We start from the raw sequence: 22,752 nt of genomic DNA, 5'->3' as shown, positions 1-22,752 counted from the left end.
GACCGGGCCGGGAGGAGAGGATGAGTGTCAGACATGCCGTCGCCGCCGGGCTGATCGCCCTGGCCGGCCTTGGCGTCCCAGGCACCCTGCAGGCGCAGGCCACCCCGGACGAGATCACGATCCGCGCGGCGGTCCTGAGGATCGACACGCCCGCCGAGGTGCTGCCGGCCTCGCGCCTCGACCTGCCGCCCGCGGATCTCGGGCTGGCCGGCGGCCGGCTGGCGACCGAGGACAACGCCACCACCGGACGCTTCCTTGGCCAGCGGTTCGAGACGCGCGAGGTGACCGCCGCGCCGGAGGCCGCGGCGCAGGCGCTGGCGCAGCTGCTCGACGACGGCATCCGCTTCGTGGTGACGCTTGCGGATGCGGAGGAGACCGGCGCGCTGGCGGACCAGGCGGCGGGGCGGGCGCTGGTCTTCAATGCGCGGTCCGGCGCGGAGGATCTGCGCAACGGCGGCTGCCGGGCGAACCTGCTGCACACCGCGCCCAGCGACGGGATGCGTGCCGACGCGCTGGCGCAGTTCCTCGTGTGGAAGCGCTGGGACCGCTGGCTTCTGGTCGCGGGCAGCCACCCCGAGGACCGGGCCCTGGCCGAGGCCTATCGCCATGCCGCGACGAAGTTCGGCGCGAAGATCGTCAGCGACCTGACCTTCGAGGACCGCGGCGGCGCGCGCGCGACCGACAGCGGCCACGCGCAGGTGCAGGCGCAGATGCCGGTCTTCCTGCAGAAGGCGCGCGACCACGACGTCGTCGTCACCGCCGACCGCTCGGGCGTCTTCGCCGACTGGCTGATCTGGAACACCTGGGCGCCGCGGCCCGTCGCCGGCTCGGCCGGGCTGATGCCGGTGAGCTGGTTTCCCGGGCACGAGGGCTGGGGCGCGACCCAGTGGCAGACCCGCTTCGAGGCCGAGGCGCGGCGCCCCGCACGCGAGGAGGACTATCAGGTCTGGCTGGCGCTGCGCAGCCTTGGCGAGGCGGCGAGCCGCACGCGCTCGGGCGATTTCGCGGCGCTGTCGGACTATATCCGCGGCCCCGACTTCCAGCTGGCGGGCTTCAAGGGCCAGGCGCTCAGCTTCCGCGACTGGGACGGGCAGCTGCGCCAGCCGATCCTGCTGACCTCGGGGCGGGTGCTGACCTCGGTCTCGCCGCAGGAGGGTTTCCTGCACCCGGTCTCGGTGATGGACACGCTGGGGACCGACCGCCCCGAAACCGGCTGCAATCTTGGAGGATGACGATGCGCCCCCTACTTCTGGCCGCGCTCTGCTGTGCCGCGACCCCGGCGCTGGCCGACCGGATCTTCGTGTCGAACGAGAAGGGCAACTCGATCACCGTGCTCGACGGCGAGACGCTGGAGCGGATCGCCGACTTCCCGGCCGGGCAGCGCCCGCGCGGCATCACCGCCTCGCCCGACGGCCGCACGATCTATGTCTGCGCCTCGGACGACAATCTGGTGCGGGTCTTCGATGCCGAGACCTTCGAGGAGAAACCCTCGCTGCCCTCGGGGCCCGACCCCGAGCTGTTCGTGCTGCACCCGTCGGGCAACCCGCTCTACATCGCCAACGAGGACGACAACATCGTCACCGTCGTCGACGTGAACACCCGCAAGGTGCTGGCCGAGGTGCCGGTGGGGGTCGAGCCCGAGGGCATGGGCGTCAGCCCCGACGGCAGGATCGTCGTCAACACCTCCGAGACGACGAACATGGCGCATCTGATCGACACCGAGACCTTTCAGATCGTCGGCAACGTGCTGGTCGACAGCCGCCCGCGGTTCGCCCAGTACGACAACGACGGCAGCCACCTGTACGTGACGGCCGAGATCGGCGGCACGGTCAGCGTGATCGACACCGCGCGCCAGGAGATCGTGCACACGATCCGCTTCGAGGTGCCCGGCGTCCTGCCCGAGGCGCTGCAGCCGGTGGGCTTGCGCGTGACGCCCGACAACGCCCGCGTCTTCGTGGCGCTGGGCCCGGCGAACCGGGTGGCGGTGGTCGACGGCGCGACATGGGAGGTGCTGGACTACCTGCTGGTCGGCCAACGGGTCTGGCAGCTGGCCTTCTCGCCCGATCACCGGTTCCTCTACACGACCAACGGCAACAGCAACGACGTTTCGGTCATAGATGTCGCCGCCGAAAAGGTGGTGAAATCGGTCCAGGTGGGACAGCAGCCCTGGGGGGTGGTCGCGGTTCCATGAGAGGTTTCAGGGAGGACAGAGAGATGAAGGCACTGATCGCCATGATGGCGATGGCCGTCGCCGCGCCGGCCGCGGCGCACGAGTTCGGGCCGGCGGGCCTGATGGACCGCGCCAACCGCACCGAGCTTGCGCCGCTGACGCTGGGGTCGGGCAAGCCGCTGGCCGAAGAAGGCTATCAGCTGAAGTCCGGCGGCTATTACACGATCGACATCGTCGCCGACGGCTCGGCCGAGCTGGCGGTGGCGGGGGCCGAGTTCTTCCGCGCGATCTGGATCAACGAGGTGGTGATCAACGACATCGAGGTGCGGCCGCTGGGGCTGGATTCACTCGAGTTCGACGACGAGGGCACCGCGACCATCAGCTTCGTCGCGATCAAGCCGGGGCGCTACACGGTGATGATCCCCGGCACCACCGGCGAGAGCCAGCGCACGAGCTTCGTGATCCAGTGAGGGGCGCGGTGATCCTGATCGCGGCGCTGCTGGCAGGGCCGGCGCTGGCCGACGGCCCGCCTGCCGATCCCGACTGGCCCTGCGTCCAGCGCCGGGTGCCGCACCTGTCGCTGGGCGCGATGTGGGCGGGCCCCGCGCCGGACGCGGAGGCCGAGGCGCGCGCCGGCACGCCCGCGATCCGGGCGCTGGCCGGGCGGCTCGCGCAGCGGCGCACCTCCGAGGACGAGGCGGCCGGGCTGATCGCCGCGCAGCCGCGCGAGGACCTGCTGCCGCTCTACCTCGCCACCTTCCACGAGATCGACCGCACCCGCGACCGCGTGATGCAGGGCATCGCGCGCTATGCCCGCAAGCAGGTCGCGCTGGATGCGCGCATCGCGGACCTGCGCGAGGATCAGCGCGGCCTGCAGGGCAGCAAGGATTTCGACCGGATCGACGCGGTCGAGAAGGACCTCGACTGGTCGACGCGGATCTTCAAGGACCGCCAGCAGTCGCTGACCTATGTCTGCGAGGTGCCGGTGATCCTCGAGCAGCGCGCCTTCGCGCTGGCGCGGCAGGTCATGTCGCAGCTGCAGTAGATTCGGTGCAGTTGCAGCAAATCGGCGGCGGCGCGCCGGCGGGGCAAATGCCCCTCCGATATGGGAAAAAACGCTCGGTTTTCCGCCGCGTCCGCGCCAGATTCAGGTTTGCGCCCGCGTCTTATCGGCCTAGGATCGTTTCTGTCGGAAGGGAGAGGAGGCCCGGACGACAAGGGAGGACATCATGCAGACCACGCTGAGCCGGCAGGTTGCCGGCACTGATGTCGCGCGCGGCGCGACCTCGCATACCGTCCAGGACGTGCTGATCATCGACGACCACCCGCTGATGTGCGACGCGCTCGCGGTCACGCTTGGCCACGCCTTCGGCCTGCGCCGGGTGCGCACGGCCTCGGGGCTGACCGCGGCGGTGGCGAGCATCCGCGGCGAGGGGCCGCCCGATGCGGTGGTGATCGATCTCAACCTGCCCGACGTCGCCGGGACCGAAGGGGTGATGAGCCTGCGCGCGATCGCGGGGCAGGCGGCGGTGACGGTGATCTCGTCGGATTACGACCCCGAGGTGGTGGCGACGCTGCTGGCGGCGGGGGCGCGCGGCTATATCCTGAAATCGCTGCCGCGCGCGAAGATGGTCAAGGCCTTCGAAGCGATGTGGGCCGGCGAGACGGTGACGCCCGAGGGCTACGACCCGGCCGAGCTGGGCGCCCAGGTCGAGGAGCAGGCGCGGCTGGCGCGCGACTTCGCGACGCTGACGCCGCAGCAGATGAACATCCTGCGCCTGATCTGCCAGGGCCGGCCGAACAAGATCATCAGCTATGAACTGTCGATCGCCGAGGCGACGGTGAAGACCCACATCGCCGCGATCATGTCGAAGATCAACGTGAGCAACCGCACCCAGGTGGCCCTGCTGGCCAACAAGGCGCGGATGTTCATGCGGTGACGGGCGATGGCCGGCGACGCAGCAGCCACCCCGGTGCTGACCGCCGGCATCCGGCCGATGGTCGCGGTCAGCCGCGGCTCGGCCGAGGCGATGGCGCGCGACTTCGCGGCGGCCTTCGCCGGCGCCGCGCCGGCCGCGATCCTGCTGTTTGCCGCAGATGGTGCCTGCCTGCCGGCGCTGTGGCTGAAGCTGCGCGCGGCCTTCGGGCCCGACTGCCGGGTGCTGGGCTGTTCCTCGGCCGGGGAATTCGCCTTCGGCGGTTATGACAGCGGATCGACGGTGGCGATCGCGCTGCCGGCGGCGCATTTCACCATCGCGCCGGTGCTCTTGCCCGAACTGCGCGCCTCGGCCAGCCTGAACTGGCTGCTGGCGCTGCGCGAGGCGGCCGAGCAGGTGCCCGACCAGCCCGGGCGCAGCCGCTTCGGCATCCTCTTGATCGACGGGCTGTCGCAGCGCGAGGAGCTGGTGAGCGCGCTGATCGACGCGACCCTCCCGGGCACGCTGGTGCTGGGCGGCTCGGCCGGCGACGGGCTGCGCTTCGCGCGGACCGAGGTGATGCTCGACGGCACGAACCGGCCCGATTCCGCGATCTTCTGCCTGATGTCGACCGACTTCGCCGTCGAGGAGATCGTGTTCGACCACATCATGCCGACCCCCGCCCGCATGGTCGTGACCGAGGCCGACCCCGAGCAGCGGCTGATCCTCGAGATCGATGCCGAACCCGCGGCGCAGGAATATGCGCGGCTGATCGGGGTCGCGCCCGGGGCGCTGTGCCCCGCCGCCTTCGCCGAGAACCCGCTGCTGGTGCAGATCGGCGGCAAGCAGTTCGTGCGCGCGATCTCGGGCGTGGCGCCGGGGGGCGGGCTGCGGCTGATGTCGTCGGTGGACACCGGCTCGGTGATGACGCTGGGGCGCGCGGTCGACCTGACCGACGGGCTCGAGGACCGGCTGGCGCGGCTGGGGCGACCGGCGGCGCTGATCCTCGGCTTCGACTGCATCCTGCGCCGGATCGCGCTGGAACAGGCCGGGCTGCAGGAGGATGCGGCGCGGATCTTCCGGCGCTGGAACGTCGCGGGCTTCAACACCTATGGCGAACAGCATGGCGGCATTCACGTGAACCAGACCTTCGTCGGCCTCGCCTTCCTCGATCCCGACCCGGTGTCCCCGCATGCCTGACACGGCGATGCCGACCGGAGACCTCGCCCGCCGGGTCGAGAAGCTCGAGCGGATCAACCGCGCGCTGATGCAGCGCATCGACCAGCTCGATGCGGCGCGCTCGTCGAGCTATTCGCTCGCCCGTACCGCCGAGCAGCTGGAGCGCGAGGTGCTGGCGCGCAACAAGGACCTCGAGCGGGCGCTGATGGACCTGTCGGCGTCGAACCGCGACCTGGCCACCGCGCGCGAGGCCGCCGAGGAGGCGAGCCGCGCCAAGTCGCGCTTCCTGCGCGCGGCCGGCCACGACCTGCTGCAGCCGCTGTCGGCCGCGAAGCTTCTGCTGTCGCATCTCGAGGACCGCAGTTGCGACCCGCACCTGTCCGAGCTGGTCAGCCAGATCAGCGCCAATTTCGACAGCGCCGAAGAGCTGATCCGGATGCTGCTCGAGATTGCGCGGCTCGACAGCCAGCGGCTTGAGATCAATCCCTCGCCGGTGGCGCTGGGCCGGCTGTTCCAGCGGCTGGCGGGCGACATGGGTCCGCAGGAGGGCGCGGTGACGCTGCGCTTCGTCACCAGTTCCGAGACGGTGGTCAGCGACCCGGTCCTGCTGCGCCGGATCGCGCAGAACCTGGTGTCGAACGCGCTGAAATACACCCGCGCGGGCCGGGTCCTGGTGGGCGCGCGCCGGGCGGGCGAGGGGATCTGGCTTGAGGTGCATGACACCGGTCCCGGCATCGACCCGGCCGACCAGGCGCGGATCTTCAACGAATTCGAACGGCTGTCGCGCGCCGACGTGCCGGGATCGGGCCTTGGGCTGTCGATCGTGCAGCGCGCCTGCGCCCAGCTTGGCCACCGGATCGAGGTGATCAGCGCGCCGGGGCGCGGGTCGTGTTTCCGGGTGCTGCTGCCGCGGATGGGGGGCGGGCTGTGCCTGCTGCCCACGGCGACCGTGCCGCGCGACGTGCGCGCGATCCCCGACTGCTTCGCACGGCGGATCGCGCTGGTGGTCGAGAACGACCGCGCGATGCGCAAGGCGTTCGTGCTGCTGTTGCGCAGCTGGGGCATGACCGTGGTCGATGCCGACGGGGCCGGCGCCGCGCTGGCCGCGCTGCAGGACCGGGCGCTGCAGCCCGACGTGATCCTGACCGACTACCGTCTGAACGACGGCGAGACCGGGCTTGACGTGATCGCGGCCGTGCGCGGCGCGGCGGGCGAGCCGATCCCGGCGCTGATCGTCAGCGGTGAATGCGCCGAGGCGATCGCGGTCGGCGCCCAGCCGCTTGGCGCGGCGGTGATGGAGAAGCCCGTGATCGAGATCGATCTTCGCGACATGCTGCAATCGCTTCTGGAGGCCGGATGAAACCTGCAATCGCGCTGATCGGCGCCCTTTTCCTTGCCGCGGCGGGCCCGCAGGCGGCCGTGTCCGACCTGGTGCTGGCGCCCGGCGTCTTCGCGGCGCTGCCGGTGGCCCAGCCGGTGGCCTTCCGCCACGCCCGGACCGGTGGCGAGGGCGCGCTGGACGAAACCCTGCAGCTGACGCACCGCGACGGCGGCGGGCTGGTGATCGCGGGCAAGGTGCCGGTGGCCGAGTTCGGCCTGGGCAGCGCCAACCCGATCGCACTGTATTTCTTCGAATCCGTCGTGCGGACGATGGCCCGCGAGAGCGGCGGCAGCCCGTTCTACATCCGCAACCGGATGCGCGAAGCGCTGGCCCGCGCGCCGCTGTCCGGGCCGGAAGTGGTGCTGAGCCCGTTCGAGACCGATCCGAACCGCGACCGGATGGGCGAGTGGGGGGCGCTGACGCTGACGATCCGGACCGATGCCGCGGCCCCGGGCGGGCTGCGCTCGCTCACGGCCGAGACCGCGGGCGGCTACCGCGAGGTGATGGAGGTGACGGGGACATGAAACGGGCGATCCTTGGCCTTTGGGCGGCGCTGGCGCTGGCGCTGCCGGCCGCGGCCCAGCCGGCGCCGGGCACGGTCAACGACTATCCGACCGATGCGCGGGCCGAGTACGTCTTCAGCTGCATGGCGGTGAATGGCCAGAGCGCCGATGCGCTCGAGCGGTGCTCGTGCTCGATCGACACGATCGCGTCGATCCTGCCCTATGACCACTACGTGGCCTCCGAGACGGTGCTGCGGATGCGCCAGACCAGCGGCGAGCGCGCCGCGCTGTTCCGCGGGACCCAGCCCGCGACCGATGCCGTGGCCGAGCTGCGCCGCGCGCAGGCCGAGGCCGAGATGCTGTGCTTCTGATCAGCCCCGGCGCGCCCGGCCGAGGGCGCGGCGGAACGCCCGCCGGTCGAAGGGGCCCGGCGCCGGCGCGTAGATCGCGCGGTCGAGCGGTGCCAGCGCCGCGGCGGCACGCTCGGGTGCGACGCCGCGCGCGGTGACCCAGCGGGCGGCGGCGCGGCGCAGGGCAAGCGGATCGCGCGCGCGCCGCAGCTGCCACCACGGGCCGGGGGCGATCCGGGCCCAGCTGGCGGCAAGGCGCGCCCCGGCCAGCCGCTCGCCCTGCAGCAGCAGCGCAAGCCCCGCCACCAGCCCGACCACACCCGTCGCGGCCAGCGCCAGCAACGTCCCCGCCGACAGCTGGCCCCCGCGGATCTGCGAGCTGCGGAAGCTGGCATAACCGATCGGCAGGGCCGGGATCTCGACCTTCTCGACGCGGCGGGTGGTGGTGTTGAAGAAGGGGATGACCTCGGCCGGCAGCACGCCGGGCTCGCCGGTATGCGGGCGGAACTGCCAGCGCCAGACCACGGTCGCCACCGGCCCCGCCGGGGTCAGCTCCAGCCGGCGCTCGACCGGGGCGGTGAAGGTGATCAGCCAGTTCTGCTGCACCACAGGGCGCGGCGGCAGCATCTCGGGCAGGGTGCCTTCGGCGCGCAGGGTGACGGTGCGGGTCACGGTCTGGCCGTCCCTGAGCGTCGCGGGATCGGTCGACAGCTCGTCGGTCAGCGACAGGCCGGCGGCGGCGAAGCGCCAGCCGTGCGGGCTTTTGAACGGGGGCGTGTCGGGCAGGGGCGCGATGGTCAGCTGCACGGGGCGGGCGGTCACGGTGGTCTCGACCCGCCGGCTGGTCTCGCGGTCGATGATCTGCAGCGCGTGCGTCACCGGCCCGAAGGTCGCGATGCCGGTATGGTTGGGAAACAGCGCCAGGTGCCGCTCGACCACGATCCGCTCGATCCCGTCGATGCGCTCGCGGTGCCAGTCGTCCTTGGCCAGCTGCACCCAGTCGAACCGGTCCGAAGGCGCGATCGTCATCTCCTCGCGCGCGACGGGGCGGTCGTAGACCCCGCGGATCGTGACCGGGATCATCTCGCCCTCCACGATCGCGGTGGCGCGGGGATGCGGCTCGATCGTCAGCAGGCGCGGCTCCTCGGCCCGGGCGGCGCCGGCCAGCAGCAGCAGGGCAAGGGCGATGCGGATCACCATGGGTCGCCTGCCTCGGGCGGGGTGAAGCCCATGGCGAGGCGGCGGCTGTATTCGTCGGCCAGCCGCAGCCGCAGGAAGGCGCCCGGATCGTCGGGCAGCGTGGCGAGCCAGTCGTCATCCGGCACGATGCGCCCCTCGTCGAGCGGGCGCGACACGGCCGAGAACAGCTCGACCGGCGGGCCGTCGGGGGCACGGCTGCGCGCCGCGATCCGCCCGGCGGAATTGGCCTCGCCCTGCACCTTGGGCGCCAGCCGGTCGACGACCGCGCGGTTGTCGCGCGCCTCGCTGTCGGCGGGGTTGGCGAACAGGACCGCGTCGAAATAGGCCCGCGCAAGCGCGTACTCGCCGGTCATCGCCAGCGACAGGCCGCGGTTGTAGGTGGCGCTGCGGCCGGCCTCGGCGAAAGCGGCGTCGGCGCGGGCATAGTCGCCCGCCAGCCACAGCGCCGCGCCGCGCGCGGCTGGGTCGCGGACCAGCGCCGCAGCCGGGCCGGGCAGCCCGAGGGCGAGCAGCAGCTTGCCCGCGGCCCCGGGCCCCGCGGCCAGCATCAGGGCCACGCCCGCCGCGCCGAGGATCAGCGCGCGCCTCATGCCGGCCGCCTGCGGAACATCAGCGCCGCCGGCGCGAGCGCGAGCAGCAGGAGCCACCGGCCAAGGTCGCGGAACACCTCTGGCGCGTGCTCCGACGCCGCGAGCCCGCCGATCTGGCGTGCCGCCATGCGGGCGGCCAGATCCGGCGCCGCCCCGGCCGGGGCCGTGCCGCCGCCGCCGGCCTCGGCCAGCCGGGCCAGCGCCGCGGCATCGGCGGGCGGCATCTCGGGCGCGGCGGGCGCGGCGGTCAGCGCAAGCGTCCACAACCGCGCGCCGCCCTCGGCCATCCGCCGCGCCTCGGCCAGCGCGGCCGGGGTACCGGCGCCGCCGCCGTCCGAGATCATCACAAGGTCGGCGCCGCCGATCGCCGCGCCCGCGCCGAACAGTTCGCGCACCGCGCCCAGCGCGATGTCGGGGCGGCTGCCGCCAAGCGGCATCGTCTGCGCGTCGAGAACCCCGACGAGACTTTCGAGCGAGGCCGCGTCGACCGTGGGCGCCGAGGCGACGAAGGCGTCGGCGGCGAAGACGAGCACACCCACCGGCCGGCCCTCGGCGCCCTGCAGAAGCGCGGCCGCCGCGGCGCGCAGATCCTCGATCCGCGCCGGCGTGCCGGTGACCGAGGGCGAGAGGTCGAGCATCAGCAGGATCGGATCGCCCCGCAGGAACCCGTCGGCCGCGCGCGTGAGCCGCGCAGGCCCGGTCAGCGCCACCGCGATCCCCGCCGCCGCCAGCACCGGCAGGATCCGCGACAGCCGCCCGCCATCGCGCCGCGCCAGCCCCATCTGCCCCAGCCGCGCCAGCACGGCGGGCGCCAGCACCCGCTCCCAGCCGCCGAAGCCGCCGCGGGTCCAGATCCGCCAGCCCGCCAGCGCCAGCGGCAGCAGCGCCAGTGCCCAGAGCGGTCTGAGCCAGATCAGGGTCATGCCGCCCGCGCCCCGCGCCAGCCAAGCCCCAGCCGCCCGAGGATCAGCGCCAGCGCCGCCGCCAGCGCCAGCCCCGCCGCCCAGGGCCAGAGCGGGCGCGCCACCACCACCGGCGGGCGGCGCGAGGGGTTCGGCTCGAGCCGGTCGAGCGCCTCGGCCATCGCGGTCAGATCCTCGGTGCGCCGGACGCGCCAGCTTTCGCCGCCCGCCGCCGCCGCGATGTCGCGCAGCATGGCCACGTCGACGGCATCGCGCGCGGCCGGGCGGGTCTCGAGATCCTCGGGGCCGAGCGCGACGGTGTGCACCCGCACGCCATGCGCCGACGCCAGCCGCGCGACCGCGCGCGCGTCAAGCCGCCGCCCGGTGTCGCGCCCGTCCGACAGCAGCACGATCGCGCGGCTTTGCGCGCCGCCCTCGTCAAGCCGCTTCAGCGCCAGACCCAGCCCCTCGCCGATCGCGGTCGACCGGCCGGTGACGCCCACCGAGGCCTCGTCTATGGCGCGCGCGACGGCGGTCAGGTCGTGGCTGAGCGGCGCCGCGACATAGGCGCGGTCGGCGAACAGCACCAGCCCCAGCCTGTCGCCCTGCCGCCCGGCCGCGAAGGCCCCCGCCACCCGCTTCACCGCGTCGAGCCGCGAGACCTGCGCCCCGTCGAGCGCGAAATCCTCGATCAGCATCGAGCCCGACATGTCGAGCGCCAGCACGATGTCGCGCCCCGAGGCGGAGCGGTCGCGCTCGAGCCGCAGCCGCTCGGGGCCCGCCAGTGCCAGCACGAGACCGACCCACAGGACCGACACGAGCAGGGTGGCGCGGCGCTCGGGGGCGTCGGCGCGGCCCGAGGTGGCGGGCGCGAGGGCGGGCGGAAGGTAGACCGCGCCGCCGGTCCCGCGCGCGGGCGGCAGCAACCGGCGCAGCAGCAGCGGCAGGGGCAGCAGCAGAAGCAGCAGCGGGGCGTCGAACTGCATGGCTCACCCCGCGCGCCGAACCGCCTCGGCCAGAAGCCGGTCGACGCGGGCGTCCGCGGCCTCGGCCTCGTGCGGCGGCAGCGGACGATAGAGGCCGGCGCGCAGGTCGGCCGGCAACCGCCCGCCGAGACCCGCGAACAGCGCCGCGCGCCGGGCCAGGCGCTCTGGCGGTGGCAGCTGCGCCAGCGCGGCGGCCGCGCGCGCGGCCTGTTGCGCGGGGCTGTGCCGGACCCGCGCGGTGGCGGCGGGACGCAGCAGCAGCCAGGCCAGCGCCGCCAGGACAAGCCCGATCCCCAGCGCCATCGCCAGGTCGCGGGCATCAAGCGCCAGGACGGCCTCGGGCAGGCGGGGCGGGTGCAGGGCGGCGCGCAGCTCGGTCTCGGTCATGCGGCCTCCGGGGACAGCGGGGATCCGACCGTCGCGACGGTCGCGCCCAGCGTGGCCAGACGGTCGCGCAGCGCACGCGAGGCAGCCGAGACGCCGTCGACGCGGCCGCGGTGCGCCCGGCCGAGCGCGTCGAGCCATCCCAGCCGCAGCCGCGGCGGCGCCGTCTCGATCGGGTCGGCGGGCAGCAGGATCTGCAGCGGGCCGCGCCGCAGGATCGCGCCGATCGCCGCGTCGAAGCCCGGCCCGGGATCGTCGAGCGCCGAGGCCAGCACCACCGCCGCGCCCCTTGGCGCGAGCCGCGCCGCGCGGGCCAGATCGGGCGCGAGCGGGCGCGGCGCAAGCCCGGCCGCGGCCACCGCATCGGCATGGGCCCGCGCGAGGCAGCCGGCGACGGCGGCCATCGCCGCCGGGCGCGTGGCGATGCGGCTGGCCTGGATCCCGGCATCGGTGATCGCGGCCACGCCGACCGACCCGCCGGCCGCGACCGCCTGCCAGCCGGCGCGGGCCAGCGCCTCGGCCGCGGTGATCGAGCGGAAACGCCGGCTGCCCCAGAGCATCGGGCGGCGGAAGTCGGCGATCAGGAACAGGCTGCGGTCGCGATCCTCGTGGAAGCTGCGCAGCTGCAGCTGGCCGCTGCGCGCGGTCGCGGCCGGGTCGAGATGCCGGGGATCGTCGCCGGGGACGAAGGGGCGGATCTCGCGGATCTCGTGGCCCTGCCCGCGGGGACGCGTCGGCACGGTGCCGGGGCGGCGGGCCAGGCGCGCCTCGGCGCCGGGGCGGCGGTCGGCGCGGGCCAGCGCCAGAAGATCCGCCGCGCGCAGCTCGGTCGCGCGGGCGATCTCGTCGGCGCTCACCACGGCCGGACCGTGGCCAGCAGCCGCGCGACGATCTCGCGCCCGCCGATCCCTTCGGTGCCAGCGCGCCAGCTGGGCACCAGCCGGTGCGCCAGCGCGTCGGGCGCCAGCGCCTCGACATCCTCGGGCAGCGCGTGGTCGCGGCCCCGCAGCAGTGCCCGCGCCCGCGAGGCCGCCGCCAGCGCCAGCGTGCCGCGGGGCGAGACCGGGTGCTCGATCAGCCCCTCGAGCGGGGTGCCCGCCGTCTCGCGGGTGGCGACGACCAGCCGGACGATGAAGTCGCGCAGCGCGGGCGCAAGGTGGACCTGCGCCGCGGCCGCGCGCGCAGCAAGGACCGCCGCCGGGTCCGTGCGGCCCGGTGCCGGCGCGGGCGCGCGCGTCTCGTCTTCGACAAGGTCGAGGATCCGCCGCTCGGCCTCGGCGCCCGGCAGGGCGAGGTCGATATGCAGCAGGAAGCGGTCGAGCTGCGCCTCGGGCAGGGGGAAGGTGCCCTCGTGCTCGATCGGGTTCTGGGTCGCGGCGACCATGAAGGGGCGGGGCAGCGGGCGGGTGACGCCGCCCGCGGTGACCTGCGCCTCGGCCATCGCCTCGAGCAGCGCGGACTGCACCTTGGGGGGGGCGCGGTTGATCTCGTCGACCAGCACCAGCGAATGGAACAGCGGCCCGGGGACGAAGTCGAAGCTGCCGCTGTCGGGGCGGAAGACCTGCGTGCCGGTCAGGTCCGAGGGCATCAGGTCGGGCGTGCACTGGATGCGCGCGAAGCTGCCCGAAAGCCCGCCCGAAAGACCTTCGGCCAGCAGGCGCACCGCGCGGGTCTTGGCCAGGCCCGGTGCGCCCTCGATCAGCACGTGGCCACCGGCGATCAGCGCGACCAGCAGGCCCTCGATCAGGGGCTCGTGCCCGATCAGCCCGGCGGCCAGCCGGTCGGCCAGCGCGCGGATCTGCGCGGGACCGTCCTGCACCACCGCATCGGGCGCGGCGCGCGCGACGCTGCATTCCATCGGCTCCTCCCAAGGCTTGCGGCCTTCGGCGACAGACTGTCAGAGCCCGCGCTGGATTGCGCCTCGGCCGAAAGGATGAGGGCTCAGCGCTGGCAGGCCGGGCACCAGAAGGTCGAGCGGCCCGACTGCACGATCCGCTCGATGGTGCCGGTGCAGCCCTCGGTGCGGCAGGGCGCGCCCTCGCGGCCATAGGCGCGGAAGCTGTGCTGGAAATAGCCAAGCTCGCCACTGGCCTGCCGGTGATCGCGCAGCGACGAGCCGCCGGCCTCGATCGCGTCCGCGAGGACCTGGCGGATCACCGGCACCAGCCGCGCGATCTCGGGGCCGGTCAGGCTGCCGGCGGCGCGGCGCGGATCGAGGCCCGCGCGGTGCAGCGCCTCGCACACGTAGATGTTGCCCAGGCCCGCGATCACCCGCTGGTCGAGCAGCATCGCCTTGGCCGGCGAGCGGCGCCCCGCCAGCCGCGCGGCAAGGAAATCCTCGTGGAAGGCATTGTCGAACGGCTCGGGGCCAAGGCCCTGCAGCAGCCAGTGGCCCTCGGCCCGCGGCGTCGCGATCAGGTCCATCGCGCCGAAGCGCCGCGCGTCGTTGAAGGTGACGCGGGCGCCGCCCTCCATCTGCAGCTCGACATGGTCGTGCTTCTGCGCCGGCGCATGGTCGCGCACGAAGACGCCCGGCACCGCCCCCGAGACGAGCATCCGCCCCGACATGCCGAGGTGGATGATCAGCGTCTCGTCGGTCGAGAGATCGGCGAGGATGTATTTCGACCGCCGCCGCAGGCGGTCGACCCGCGCGCCCGTCAGGCGCTCGGCCATCCGCTCGGGCAGGGGCCAGCGCAGGTCCGGGCGGCGGACCTCGGCGCGCTCGATCCGCCGGCCCTCCATCGCGGGGGCAAGGCCACGGCGCACGGTCTCGACTTCGGGAAGTTCTGGCACGGCCGGCTCCTTCGCATCACGCGCCCCGATGTAGGCGCGGGCGCGATGAAGGGAAAGTGTCGGCGGTCCGGGGCGCTGGCGGTTTGCCTATGGCCGGATCGCGGTATATCCCTCGGGCGGCCGGGGCGTTCCCGGCGCATCGGGAAGGCAGGCGGATCATGACCGGCAGCACGGACGACATCGGCGGGCGCACCACGCATTTCGGTTACCAGACCGTCGACGAGGATGCGAAGGCCGGCATGGTCCATGGCGTGTTCAGCCGCGTCGCATCGAAATACGACATCATGAACGACGTGATGAGCGTCGGCATCCACCGGCTGTGGAAGGATGCGATGATGGACTGGCTGGCGCCACGGCCGAACCAGCGGCTGCTGGACGTGGCCGGCGGCACCGGCGACGTGGCCTTCCGCTTCCTCAAGCGCGCGCCCGGCGCGACGGCGATGGTCTGCGACATGACCGAGTCGATGCTGATCGAGGGGCAGAAGCGGGCCGAGGCCGAGGACATGGCGGACCGGCTGTCCTGGCAGGTGGGCGACGCGATGGATCTGCCCTTCGAGTCCAACAGCTTCGACGTCTACACGATCAGCTTCGGCATCCGGAACGTGACCCGCGTCGCCGATGCGCTGTCCGAGGCCTATCGCGTGCTCAAGCCCGGCGGCCGGCTGGTGGTGCTGGAATTCAGCCAGCTGCCGAACCCGGCGATGCAGAAGGCCTATGACCTGTATTCGTTCAACGTGATCCCGGTCATGGGGCAGGTGATCGCGTCGGATCGCGACAGCTACCAGTACCTTGTCGAGTCGATCCGCAAGTTCCCCGACCAGGAGACCTTCGCCAGCATGATCCGCACCGCGGGCTTCGGCCTGGTGAAGTACCGCAACCTGTCGATGGGTATCGCCGCGCTGCATTCCGGCTGGAAGATCTGAGCGGATGCGCGGGCCCCACAACCTTCTGCGCCTGATCCGGACCGGCGCCACCTTCGAGCGGACCGGCGCGATGGGCCAGGCGCTCGAGGCGATGGAGGCGCCGCCCCGCCTGCGCGCGATCGCCCGCGTCATGGGCTGGCCGTTCCGCTGGCTGGGCTATGCCGGCGATCCCGCGCTGCCGCCGGTCACCCGCGCGATCACCGCGCTGGGGCCGGCCTACATCAAGTTCGGCCAGATCATGTCGACCCGGCCCGACGTCGTCGGCGTCGACCTGGCCCAGCAGCTGCGGGTCCTGCAGGACCAGCTGCCGCCGTTCCCGACCGAGGTCGCCAAGCGCGTGTTCGAGGCCGAGACCGGGCGGCGGGTCGACGAGGTGTTCTCGGAATTCTCCGAGCCCGTCGCCGCCGCCTCGATCGCGCAGGTGCACCGCGCACGGCTGGCCGACACCGGCGCCGAGGTCGCGGTCAAGGTGCTGCGGCCCGGGATCGAGCGCGCCTTCTACCGCGACATCGACGCCTTCTACCTTGCCGCCGGGCTGATGCAGCGCGCCGCGCCCTCGGCCCGCCGGTTGCGGCCGACCGAGGTGATCCGCCATTTCGAGGGGGTGGTGCTGGGCGAGCTGGACCTGCGGGCCGAGGCCGCGGCCGCGTCGGAATTCGGCGCGAATACCGCGCGCGACGAAGGGTTCCGGGTACCGCAGCCGAACTGGGGCCTGTCGGGCAAGCGGATCATGGTGCTGGACTGGGCCGAGGGCCTGCCGCTCGGCGACCGCGACGCGCTGGCGGCTGCCGGCCACGACCTGACGCGGCTGGCCGAGCGGGTGCTGCAGCTGTTCCTCGCGCATGCGCTGCGCGACGGCTATTTCCATGCCGACATGCACCAGGGCAACCTCAAGGTCGGTGCCGACGGCGCGATCGTCGCGCTGGATTTCGGGATCATGGGCCAGATCGACGGCTACACCCGCCGCGTCTATGCCGAGATCCTGATGGGCTTCATCCGCCGCGACTACCAGCGTGTCGCCGAGGTGCATTTCGAGGCCGGCTATGTGCCGGCCAACCAGGACGTCCATGCCTTTGCCAGGGCGCTGCGCGCGGTGGGCGAGCCGATCTTCGGCATGGATGCCACGCATATCTCGATGGCGCGGCTGCTGAATTACCTGTTCGAAGTCACCGAGCGCTTCGGCATGGAGACCCGGACCGAGCTGATCCTGCTGCAGCGCACCATGGTCGTGGTCGAGGGGGTCGCGCGATCGCTCGATCCGCATCTCAACATCTGGGAAGCCGCGCGCCCGGTGGTCGAGACCTACATCGCCGAGAACGTGGGGCCGAAGGCGGTCCTGCGCGACCTGAAGCGCACGGCACAGGTGGCGGCGCGCTTCGGCCCGCATATGCCCGAGCTGATCGAAAGCCTGCTGAAGCGCCGCGATACCGAGGTGAACCTGTCCGTCTCGGCGCCGCGGTGGCGCGCGGCCGGGCTGGTGCTGCTGGGCGCGGGGCTGGCCCTGGCCGGGGTTGCGCTCGGAACGCAGCTCTGACGCTGGCATGAGGCGGGCGGCCTCACTCGCCGGCAGACTTCAGGCCGGTCACGGCCGAGGCCGCGACGCTCAGCCCGCCCTCCCGCACCAGGATGACCGAGCCGCCTTCGTTGCGGGCCTCGGTGATGGTCGAGAAGCTGGAGACGCTGTCCGAACTGGCGGCGACCCCGCCGACGACATGATCAAGGACGAAGTGGTAGGCGCCCTCGGGCAGCGGATCGCCCTCGGCATCGGTGCCCGTCCAGTCGAACCGGGTCGTGCCCAGCGGCACTTCCTGCTGCCGCACGAGGTGGTTGGAGCTGTCGTAGACGGACAGCAGCTCGCGCTCCGCGTCGGAATCGGGGGTGAGCGTCAGTTCCACCGGGTCGCCGGAGAACCAGACCGGCCCCTCTGCCTCGGCCTCGAGCCCGACCCAGCCGACGAGGTCCGACAGGGCCAGCACGTTGAGCCGCGTGCCGAGATCCTCGAGCAGGCTGTTTGTCTTCACCTGCTGTTCGACCCCCGAAAAGGTCGCGAGCTGCACGGCGAAATCGGTGGCCTCCATCGGGTTGAGCGGATCCTGGTTCTGCAGCTGCGTCGTCAGCATGGTCAGGAAGGTCTGGAAATCGGACGAGATCTGCGGCGTGGACGACGTGTCCGCGGCGGTCTGGGTCGCCGCGGTGGAAGTCGTCGTGCCGAGCACTTCGGTAACGGCCATGGTCATCTCCTAGCGGCTCAGAGCCGCAGATCCAGGGTTTCGGACGTCGGGATCGCGCGGCTGGCAGAGGTTGGCGCCGCCGCTTGCGGGCCGCGCGTTTCGGCGAGGCGGGGAAAGTCCTCCTCCGCCTCGGGACGGGACCGGTCGGAGCGCCGCTGCGAGCCGGTGGAGCGATCCTGTGCGAAGTAGAAGGTCGCATTGCCAAGGCCGGTGTCGCGGATGTCGCGCATCAGCTGATCGGCATGTCGCTTGAGCAGGTCCAGGGTTTCCGGCCGCTCCGCGGCGATGGCGATCGTCAGACCTTCGGCCGCGGGGTGCAGCGACAGCTTCAGATGGCCGAGTTCGCGCGGCGACAGCTCTATGTCGATGGAATGATCCTGGGTCATCCGGATGCGTGCGGCGATCTGGGCGCCGGGCCAGCTGGCTGGCAGGTCCTGCTGCGCCGTGGCGGCCTGCGCGTGCGACGGTGCGCGCTGCGCCTGGCCATGGCCCGTCGCCCGGTCCGTCGGCACCGCCAGGCCGGACATCGGATCGACCCTCGTCTCTGATCCGCCGCTTCCGACCGCGGGATCGGCCGCAGCCGCGACCCGGCCGATGCTGCGCGCCTGGGGCAGCAGGTTGACCGCCAGTCCCTCTGCCGCTTTCTCCGTCGTCAGGGTCGAAACAGGGGAAGAAATGTCTCTGGCGGGCTCGGCGGACTCGGCACTGCGCGCTGCGGTCTGCGTCCGCGACGGTTGCGGCCTCGGGGCGATACGTCCAGGTTCGGTTTTCGTGACGAGCGAAGCGCCTGCCAGCGATTGCGAGGACCACGGAAGTTCGGTCGGGCGACGCGATCCAGGCGGCTCGAAGACTGCTGTCGCGGGAAGGGGCGTCGACTGGGCAGGCGGCGGATCGGACTGCACCGGAGACGGGCCCGTCGTCGCCGTTGTCCCAGCCCGCTCAGCCGGGACGACGGCCTCCGTTTCCGCCTTCGGCCCCCTCGGGGGGGCGGGCCGCGGAGGTGGGGCCATAGACGGCTGGATCGCCGGGGCGGCGCTTGGCGCGGCCTCCGGCGCCGCGGACAGCGACTGCCCGATGCGCGTGGCGCCATCCCGACGCACGTGAGGCGCGCCGGTCTGCAGGGCCTCGGCCGCTTGCCCGGAGTCGATCGGCGGTTCGTCTGCGGCGGCGTCGGATGATCGCGGCACGGAGCCAGCGTCCGCTTGGTCCAGCGAGGGCGATGGGAGAGATGACGACGTCTCCCCCCCGTCGCGCACCGCTTCGCGCGAGGAGGCAGTGGCGATCCCTGTCGCGCGGTCGGACGGCTGTTCCGCCGGGGCTGTGCGGACGGGTCGCCCTGCCTCCGTGGCCGGCACTGAAGACCGGCCGAATTCTGCGCTCGTCATCTCTGCCAGGCGCGTCGGCGTCTCCGCCGATCGCTCGATGGCCGGTGCGGGATCGGCCTGTGGTCCCGAGGGGGTCGACCGCGCCGACGCGGGCTCAAGGGCAGACTTGGCCGTCGTCGTCGCGGCCGCCCGCGACAGCTCCGCCTTGTCACCCAGGTCTCCGCTGGCTTTGCCCTGGCCGGCTGCAAGGGGCGTTGGCGCCACGCCAAGAGTGTTGGTGGCCGGGCTCTCGGCAATGCGGGCGGAGGGCGCGTCGCTCGGGCCGGCGTGCGGGTGGATCCTGTCCTCTGCCTCAGCTTCGGTCTCTGCGCTCGCGCCCGGGTCGATGGCATCGGCACCGCTGTTTGCCTGCGGGTCGATCTCGGGCGACGGGCCGGACAGCCCGGACCCTCGACCGGACGGCTGCTGCGCCATCCGCGGCAGGCTGGGCACGGGGGCTCCGGGCGGGTGGCCGGGAGGCGGTGCCGCATCGGGCGTCGCGTTGGCCGATGAGGGCTCGGCGAAATCTGTGGTCGCATCGACATCGGGCGCGTCGACGGGCTCGTCCGCCGCCCAACCGGTCTCGTCAAAGACGACGCCGATCAGGGACACATCGCGCGTGGCGTCGGGGCGGGGCACGGCCACCAGCGCCGCGACGTCCGGCGCCGCGACCTCGCTGGGCGGGGCGGTCGGGTCAGCAGGGGCTTCGGCCGCTCCCGCCTCGTCGAGGACGGCCGCGAATCCGGTCTGGTCAGGCGTGGCCGGTTCCTCGCCGCCGCGAAAGAACTGCACGATGCGAAGAAATGTCGGGGCAAGGCTTGCCTGCACGGCGGACCTCTGGACCTAGGGAGCACCCCCCGGTTTTCCGCCCTGCGCATTACCAGATGTTTACCGCGACAGCGGCAAATGCCCAGAAATCGCCACGATCCGGAGATGCCGATGGACCCCGTTTCCTTCCCCGTCCCGTCCGCCCAGCCCGGGCCGCCGGGATCCGTGCGCCTGCCCTCGAAGGCGGAGGCGGTCGATGCGTTCGAGGCCAGCTTCCTCGCCACGGTTTTCAAGGAGATGGGCCTCGGCCGTCCACGCGAAAGCTTCGGTGGCGGTATCGGCGAGGAGCAGGTCGCCTCGATGATCTGCGATGCCCAGGCGCGGGCCATCGTCGCGGCCGGGGGAATCGGGCTGGCCGAGCGGTTGCTGACGGCCGGCGCGTTCGCCGACGCGGCACCGTCGAGTGCGCCGTCGGGTGCGCCGGATGAGTGACGCGGCGGCGCTCGAGCGGCTGCTGCGGCGCGAGGCGGCCCTGCTGCGGGCCGGCGAGATCGGCCGGCTGCCCGAGCTTCTCGGCCGCAAGGCGGAGCTGATCGCGCGGATCGAGCAGCGCGGGGCGACGCCGGCGGCGGTCCGGCGCCTGCAGTTGCTGGCGGCCCGCAACGGCCGGCTGCTCGCGGCCGCGATCGCCGGCGTCACCTCGGCCGTCGACCATGTCGAGGCGCTGCGGCGGGCCGGCGGGCGGCTGGAAAGCTACGACGCCCGCGGCCGGGCCCGGGTCATCGCCACCGCGCCGCCAGGGGTCGTGCGCAAGGCCTGAGCGGGGCCGATGATTCGTTCAGGGCTTCTTAGGATCTCTCGGCGAATGTGGCCCTGCGTCCCGGAAGCGGGCGGCGCGCCGAAGACTGGCGCGGCGGCGAGAACGCCCTCGCGCCCCGGAAGGGGCTCTCCTGACATCCGGCGCAAAAGGCGCTTTTCCAAGGGACGACATCTATGTCGAGCATTCTCACGAACACCGGCGCCATGGTGGCGCTGCAGACCCTCAAAGGCATCAACGCGGGCCTCGGGAAGACCCAGTCGGAGATTTCGACGGGCAAGAGCATCTCCAGCGCCAAGGACAACGCGGCGGTCTGGGCCATCTCGAAAGTCATGGAATCCGACGTGAAGGGCTTCCAGGGCATCGCCTCGAGCCTCGATCTGGGCGAATCGACCGTCGCCACCGCGCGCAAGGCGGCGGAGACGATCACCGGCCTGCTCACCGACATGAAGGGCAAGATCGTCGCGGCCCAGGAAGAGAACGTCGATCGCACGACCCTGCAGACCGACATCTCGGCGCTGAAAGACCAGATCAACTCGATCGTCGGCGCCGCGCAGTTCAACGGCCTGAACCTGATCAACGGCTCGTCCTCGAGCGACATGCGCATCCTGTCGTCGCTCGACCGCTCCACGACGGGCAGCGTCGCCACCTCGACGATCGACGTCGCGCGTCAGGACCTGTCCAGTGGCGGCTACACCGCGGCGGCCGCCTTCACCGGGACGACCGGTGCCTCGACCAACGCCGATGTCGCGGTGATGACGCTGGGCCAGACCGACAGCACCACCGGCGTTTCGCTGGTGCTCGACGACGCCGTGACCTATGCCGCCGGGGACAAGATCACCATCTCGCTCGGTGACAAGAAGGTCAGCTATACCGTGACGGCCGAGGATGCCGCCCAGACCGCTGCGGCGGTCACGGATCTGATCGGCGCGGGCCTGAAGACGGCGGCCGACAAGCTTGGCATCACCGACCTTCGCGTGAACTTCGCGGCCAACTCTGGTGGTACTGACACGACGCTGACCTTCATCGTCGCCGATACCGACACCAGCGGTGTTGCGGACCTTGGGGCCGACCTTCGGATCACCGCGCAGTATCAGAACGCGGGTTCCGGTGGCCTTGGCCTGATGTCCGGCATCGACGTCACGACCGATCCGACGTCGGCGCTCGCCAATGTCGAGACCCTGATCGCGACGGCCACGCGGGCCGCGGCCGCCTTCGGTTCGGCCGAAGGCCGGATCCAGACCCAGTCCGACTTCATCTCGGGCCTGACCGACGCGATGAAGACCGGGATCGGCGCGCTCATCGATGCCAACATGGAAGAGGCGTCGGCGCGGCTCCAGGCTCTGCAGACGCAGCAGCAGCTTGGCATCCAGGCGCTGTCGATCGCGAACCAGCAGCCGCAGAACATCCTGGCGCTGTTCCGCTGATAACCAACGGGGCGGGCGGTCCACCGTCCGTCCCGCCTGACGGCGAAGCCGTGGCGAGATCGAGGCCTCCTGCTACGGGAGAGGGTACATGAATGCGACCAGGATGGCCAAAACGGCCTATTCCGCCCCCAGCGAGCCGGTTCGGACGGCGCGGGGCATCGAATACGAGATCTTCGCTCGGGTGACCGGGCAACTGCAGCGGGCGCGGTCGAACGGTGTCTTCGTCGACATGATCGCGGCCCTGCACGAGAACCGCCGGCTGTGGCAGGTTCTGGCGTCGGATCTGGCCCTTCCCGACAACGGGTTGCCTGACGATCTGCGCGCACGGCTGCTCTACCTCGCCGAATTCACCCGGCAGCACAGCCGCAAGGTGTCCTCGGGCGAGGCCGAGGCGCAGGTCCTGATCGATATCAACACGATGATCATGCGCGGCTTGCGCGCCGCCGGGCCGGCGACATGACGGGCCTGGTTCTGAAACTCGGGCCCCAGGAACGGGTTCTGATTAACGGCGCGGTCATCGAGAACGGCGAGCGGCGATCGCGTCTGGCGATTATGACGCCCAACGCCCATATCCTGCGGCTGCGCGACGCGATCCATCCGGACGAGGTCAACACGCCGGTCCGGCGGGTCTGTTATATCGCCCAACTGGTGTTGTCGGGCGATGCGGAGCCGGAAGAGGCGCGGTTCCAATTGCTGCGTGGCATCGAACAGCTGAGCCAGGTCCTGACAGATCCGGACAGCCGCACACATCTTCGGCAGGCGACGGTCGCGGTCGTGGCCGACCAGCCCTATCAGGCGCTTAAGGCGCTTCGCGGCCTTCTGCCACGGGAGGAGCGGCTGCTGGCCGCTGCCCAGAAATGAGCTTTCA

At 72.3% G+C, this 22,752-nt stretch carries 26 protein-coding genes; 16 read left to right on the top strand and 10 right to left on the bottom strand.

Going from position 1 to position 22,752, the window contains the following annotated elements; genetic code table 11:
- Positions 1-20 precede the first annotated feature (20 nt).
- The 9 genes from V8J39_RS15735 to V8J39_RS15695 all read left to right on the top strand — a co-directional run bounded on the left by V8J39_RS15735 (position 21) and on the right by V8J39_RS15695 (position 7,520).
- On the top strand, positions 21-1,232 hold the full coding sequence (locus V8J39_RS15735; RefSeq protein WP_336461879.1) for an ABC transporter substrate-binding protein: 1,212 nt from the start codon (positions 21-23) through the stop codon (positions 1,230-1,232).
- Positions 1,229-2,191 carry a YVTN family beta-propeller repeat protein gene (locus V8J39_RS15730; protein WP_336461878.1) on the top strand — a complete coding sequence of 321 codons (963 nt, stop codon included), beginning with the start codon at positions 1,229-1,231 and terminating at the stop codon, positions 2,189-2,191. Before V8J39_RS15735 ends, V8J39_RS15730 begins: the two co-directional genes overlap by 4 nt.
- 23 nt (positions 2,192-2,214) lie before the next feature.
- On the top strand, positions 2,215-2,640 hold the full coding sequence (locus V8J39_RS15725) for a hypothetical protein (RefSeq protein ID WP_336461877.1): 426 nt from the start codon (positions 2,215-2,217) through the stop codon (positions 2,638-2,640).
- A gap of 8 nt (positions 2,641-2,648) precedes the next feature.
- Positions 2,649-3,215, top strand: coding sequence for a hypothetical protein (locus tag V8J39_RS15720; protein WP_336461876.1), 567 nt, complete (start codon positions 2,649-2,651; stop codon positions 3,213-3,215).
- 184 nt (positions 3,216-3,399) lie between these two features.
- Entirely contained in the window at positions 3,400-4,110 is a 711-nt protein-coding gene (locus V8J39_RS15715) for a response regulator transcription factor (RefSeq protein WP_336461875.1), read from the top strand.
- Positions 4,111-4,116: 6 nt separating this feature from the next.
- The gene (locus tag V8J39_RS15710; protein WP_336461874.1) at positions 4,117-5,286 is read left to right on the top strand and encodes an FIST N-terminal domain-containing protein; all 1,170 of its coding nucleotides are present in this window, start codon (positions 4,117-4,119) and stop codon (positions 5,284-5,286) included.
- Complete coding sequence (locus V8J39_RS15705) at positions 5,279-6,625, top strand: ATP-binding response regulator (RefSeq protein ID WP_336461873.1); 1,347 nt, start codon at positions 5,279-5,281, stop codon at positions 6,623-6,625. The genes V8J39_RS15710 and V8J39_RS15705 overlap by 8 nt, the downstream gene beginning before the upstream one ends.
- Complete coding sequence (locus V8J39_RS15700) at positions 6,622-7,170, top strand: hypothetical protein (protein ID WP_336461872.1); 549 nt, start codon at positions 6,622-6,624, stop codon at positions 7,168-7,170. The genes V8J39_RS15705 and V8J39_RS15700 overlap by 4 nt, the downstream gene beginning before the upstream one ends.
- Positions 7,167-7,520, top strand: coding sequence for a hypothetical protein (locus V8J39_RS15695; RefSeq protein ID WP_336461871.1), 354 nt, complete (start codon positions 7,167-7,169; stop codon positions 7,518-7,520). Before V8J39_RS15700 ends, V8J39_RS15695 begins: the two co-directional genes overlap by 4 nt.
- Here V8J39_RS15695 and V8J39_RS15690 read toward each other — a convergent pair whose 3' ends face one another.
- The 8 genes from V8J39_RS15690 to mutM form a co-directional block, all read right to left on the bottom strand.
- Positions 7,521-8,699 carry a hypothetical protein gene (locus V8J39_RS15690; protein WP_336461870.1) on the bottom strand — a complete coding sequence of 393 codons (1,179 nt, stop codon included), beginning with the start codon at positions 8,697-8,699 and terminating at the stop codon, positions 7,521-7,523.
- Entirely contained in the window at positions 8,693-9,289 is a 597-nt protein-coding gene (locus V8J39_RS15685; RefSeq protein WP_336461869.1) for a hypothetical protein, read from the bottom strand. The genes V8J39_RS15690 and V8J39_RS15685 overlap by 7 nt, the downstream gene beginning before the upstream one ends.
- Entirely contained in the window at positions 9,286-10,212 is a 927-nt protein-coding gene (locus tag V8J39_RS15680) for a VWA domain-containing protein (protein WP_336461868.1), read from the bottom strand. The genes V8J39_RS15685 and V8J39_RS15680 overlap by 4 nt, the downstream gene beginning before the upstream one ends.
- A complete protein-coding gene (locus V8J39_RS15675) occupies positions 10,209-11,177 on the bottom strand; it encodes a VWA domain-containing protein (RefSeq protein ID WP_336461867.1) in 969 nt (322 codons plus the stop codon). Before V8J39_RS15675 ends, V8J39_RS15680 begins: the two co-directional genes overlap by 4 nt.
- A gap of 3 nt (positions 11,178-11,180) precedes the next feature.
- Positions 11,181-11,564: a hypothetical protein gene (locus tag V8J39_RS15670; RefSeq protein WP_336461866.1), complete on the bottom strand. Its 384-nt coding sequence runs from the start codon at positions 11,562-11,564 to the stop codon at positions 11,181-11,183.
- Entirely contained in the window at positions 11,561-12,418 is an 858-nt protein-coding gene (locus tag V8J39_RS15665; protein ID WP_336461865.1) for a DUF58 domain-containing protein, read from the bottom strand. Before V8J39_RS15665 ends, V8J39_RS15670 begins: the two co-directional genes overlap by 4 nt.
- Positions 12,415-13,419: an AAA family ATPase gene (locus tag V8J39_RS15660; protein WP_336461864.1), complete on the bottom strand. Its 1,005-nt coding sequence runs from the start codon at positions 13,417-13,419 to the stop codon at positions 12,415-12,417. Before V8J39_RS15660 ends, V8J39_RS15665 begins: the two co-directional genes overlap by 4 nt.
- Positions 13,420-13,502: 83 nt before the next feature.
- Entirely contained in the window at positions 13,503-14,354 is an 852-nt protein-coding gene (gene mutM, locus V8J39_RS15655) for a bifunctional DNA-formamidopyrimidine glycosylase/DNA-(apurinic or apyrimidinic site) lyase (protein WP_336461863.1), read from the bottom strand.
- A 158-nt stretch (positions 14,355-14,512) separates the two neighbouring features.
- Here mutM and ubiE point away from each other — a divergent pair, with 158 nt between their 5' ends.
- Positions 14,513-15,277: a bifunctional demethylmenaquinone methyltransferase/2-methoxy-6-polyprenyl-1,4-benzoquinol methylase UbiE gene (gene ubiE, locus V8J39_RS15650; protein WP_336461862.1), complete on the top strand. Its 765-nt coding sequence runs from the start codon at positions 14,513-14,515 to the stop codon at positions 15,275-15,277.
- A 4-nt stretch (positions 15,278-15,281) separates the two neighbouring features.
- Positions 15,282-16,811, top strand: a complete 1,530-nt coding sequence (gene ubiB, locus V8J39_RS15645) for a 2-polyprenylphenol 6-hydroxylase (RefSeq protein WP_336461861.1) — start codon at positions 15,282-15,284, stop codon at positions 16,809-16,811.
- Positions 16,812-16,833: 22 nt separating this feature from the next.
- Here the strand turns inward: ubiB and V8J39_RS15640 are convergent, their stop codons facing one another.
- Together V8J39_RS15640 and V8J39_RS15635 are read right to left on the bottom strand one after the other, a co-directional pair.
- Positions 16,834-17,508 (bottom strand): flagellar hook capping FlgD N-terminal domain-containing protein, encoded by a 675-nt coding sequence (locus V8J39_RS15640; RefSeq protein WP_336461860.1) that lies wholly within the window; start codon positions 17,506-17,508, stop codon positions 16,834-16,836.
- A gap of 17 nt (positions 17,509-17,525) precedes the next feature.
- The gene (locus V8J39_RS15635) at positions 17,526-19,700 is read right to left on the bottom strand and encodes a flagellar hook-length control protein FliK (protein ID WP_336461859.1); all 2,175 of its coding nucleotides are present in this window, start codon (positions 19,698-19,700) and stop codon (positions 17,526-17,528) included.
- Between the two features lie 111 nt (positions 19,701-19,811).
- Between V8J39_RS15635 and V8J39_RS15630 the strand changes: the two genes are divergently transcribed.
- The 5 genes from V8J39_RS15630 to flbT all read left to right on the top strand — a co-directional run bounded on the left by V8J39_RS15630 (position 19,812) and on the right by flbT (position 22,745).
- A complete protein-coding gene (locus V8J39_RS15630) occupies positions 19,812-20,132 on the top strand; it encodes a chemotaxis protein chel (protein WP_336461858.1) in 321 nt (106 codons plus the stop codon).
- A complete protein-coding gene (locus V8J39_RS15625; protein ID WP_336461857.1) occupies positions 20,125-20,460 on the top strand; it encodes a hypothetical protein in 336 nt (111 codons plus the stop codon). The genes V8J39_RS15630 and V8J39_RS15625 overlap by 8 nt, the downstream gene beginning before the upstream one ends.
- Before the next feature lie 173 nt (positions 20,461-20,633).
- Positions 20,634-21,884 (top strand): flagellin, encoded by a 1,251-nt coding sequence (locus V8J39_RS15620; RefSeq protein WP_336461856.1) that lies wholly within the window; start codon positions 20,634-20,636, stop codon positions 21,882-21,884.
- 88 nt (positions 21,885-21,972) lie between these two features.
- Positions 21,973-22,344 carry a flagellar biosynthesis regulator FlaF gene (flaF, locus tag V8J39_RS15615; RefSeq protein WP_336461855.1) on the top strand — a complete coding sequence of 124 codons (372 nt, stop codon included), beginning with the start codon at positions 21,973-21,975 and terminating at the stop codon, positions 22,342-22,344.
- Positions 22,341-22,745, top strand: coding sequence for a flagellar biosynthesis repressor FlbT (gene flbT / locus V8J39_RS15610; protein WP_336461854.1), 405 nt, complete (start codon positions 22,341-22,343; stop codon positions 22,743-22,745). Before flaF ends, flbT begins: the two co-directional genes overlap by 4 nt.
- Positions 22,746-22,752 lie beyond the last annotated feature (7 nt).

The sequence above is a fragment of the Frigidibacter sp. MR17.24 genome (assembly GCF_037095655.1).
In the GTDB taxonomy this organism is placed as follows: domain Bacteria; phylum Pseudomonadota; class Alphaproteobacteria; order Rhodobacterales; family Rhodobacteraceae; genus Frigidibacter.
Note: the sequence above shows the minus strand (reverse complement) of the source record. Positions and strands in the feature narration are given on the sequence as shown.

Excerpts from the sequence above, each read along its gene's own strand:
- V8J39_RS15735 (WP_336461879.1), top strand. The coding sequence starts at position 21 with ATGAGTGTCAGACATGCCGTCGCCGCCGGGCTGATCGCCCTGGCCGGC.
- V8J39_RS15730 (WP_336461878.1), top strand. The coding sequence starts at position 1,229 with ATGACGATGCGCCCCCTACTTCTGGCCGCGCTCTGCTGTGCCGCGACC.
- V8J39_RS15725 (WP_336461877.1), top strand. The coding sequence starts at position 2,215 with ATGAAGGCACTGATCGCCATGATGGCGATGGCCGTCGCCGCGCCGGCC.
- V8J39_RS15715 (WP_336461875.1), top strand. The coding sequence starts at position 3,400 with ATGCAGACCACGCTGAGCCGGCAGGTTGCCGGCACTGATGTCGCGCGC.
- V8J39_RS15710 (WP_336461874.1), top strand. The coding sequence starts at position 4,117 with ATGGCCGGCGACGCAGCAGCCACCCCGGTGCTGACCGCCGGCATCCGG.
- V8J39_RS15705 (WP_336461873.1), top strand. The coding sequence starts at position 5,279 with ATGCCTGACACGGCGATGCCGACCGGAGACCTCGCCCGCCGGGTCGAG.
- V8J39_RS15700 (WP_336461872.1), top strand. The coding sequence starts at position 6,622 with ATGAAACCTGCAATCGCGCTGATCGGCGCCCTTTTCCTTGCCGCGGCG.
- V8J39_RS15695 (WP_336461871.1), top strand. The coding sequence starts at position 7,167 with ATGAAACGGGCGATCCTTGGCCTTTGGGCGGCGCTGGCGCTGGCGCTG.
- V8J39_RS15690 (WP_336461870.1), bottom strand. The coding sequence starts at position 8,699 with ATGGTGATCCGCATCGCCCTTGCCCTGCTGCTGCTGGCCGGCGCCGCC.
- V8J39_RS15685 (WP_336461869.1), bottom strand. The coding sequence starts at position 9,289 with ATGAGGCGCGCGCTGATCCTCGGCGCGGCGGGCGTGGCCCTGATGCTG.
- V8J39_RS15680 (WP_336461868.1), bottom strand. The coding sequence starts at position 10,212 with ATGACCCTGATCTGGCTCAGACCGCTCTGGGCACTGGCGCTGCTGCCG.
- V8J39_RS15675 (WP_336461867.1), bottom strand. The coding sequence starts at position 11,177 with ATGCAGTTCGACGCCCCGCTGCTGCTTCTGCTGCTGCCCCTGCCGCTG.
- V8J39_RS15670 (WP_336461866.1), bottom strand. The coding sequence starts at position 11,564 with ATGACCGAGACCGAGCTGCGCGCCGCCCTGCACCCGCCCCGCCTGCCC.
- V8J39_RS15660 (WP_336461864.1), bottom strand. The coding sequence starts at position 13,419 with ATGGAATGCAGCGTCGCGCGCGCCGCGCCCGATGCGGTGGTGCAGGAC.
- ubiE (WP_336461862.1), top strand. The coding sequence starts at position 14,513 with ATGACCGGCAGCACGGACGACATCGGCGGGCGCACCACGCATTTCGGT.
- ubiB (WP_336461861.1), top strand. The coding sequence starts at position 15,282 with ATGCGCGGGCCCCACAACCTTCTGCGCCTGATCCGGACCGGCGCCACC.
- V8J39_RS15640 (WP_336461860.1), bottom strand. The coding sequence starts at position 17,508 with ATGGCCGTTACCGAAGTGCTCGGCACGACGACTTCCACCGCGGCGACC.
- V8J39_RS15630 (WP_336461858.1), top strand. The coding sequence starts at position 19,812 with ATGGACCCCGTTTCCTTCCCCGTCCCGTCCGCCCAGCCCGGGCCGCCG.
- V8J39_RS15625 (WP_336461857.1), top strand. The coding sequence starts at position 20,125 with ATGAGTGACGCGGCGGCGCTCGAGCGGCTGCTGCGGCGCGAGGCGGCC.
- V8J39_RS15620 (WP_336461856.1), top strand. The coding sequence starts at position 20,634 with ATGTCGAGCATTCTCACGAACACCGGCGCCATGGTGGCGCTGCAGACC.
- flaF (WP_336461855.1), top strand. The coding sequence starts at position 21,973 with ATGAATGCGACCAGGATGGCCAAAACGGCCTATTCCGCCCCCAGCGAG.
- flbT (WP_336461854.1), top strand. The coding sequence starts at position 22,341 with ATGACGGGCCTGGTTCTGAAACTCGGGCCCCAGGAACGGGTTCTGATT.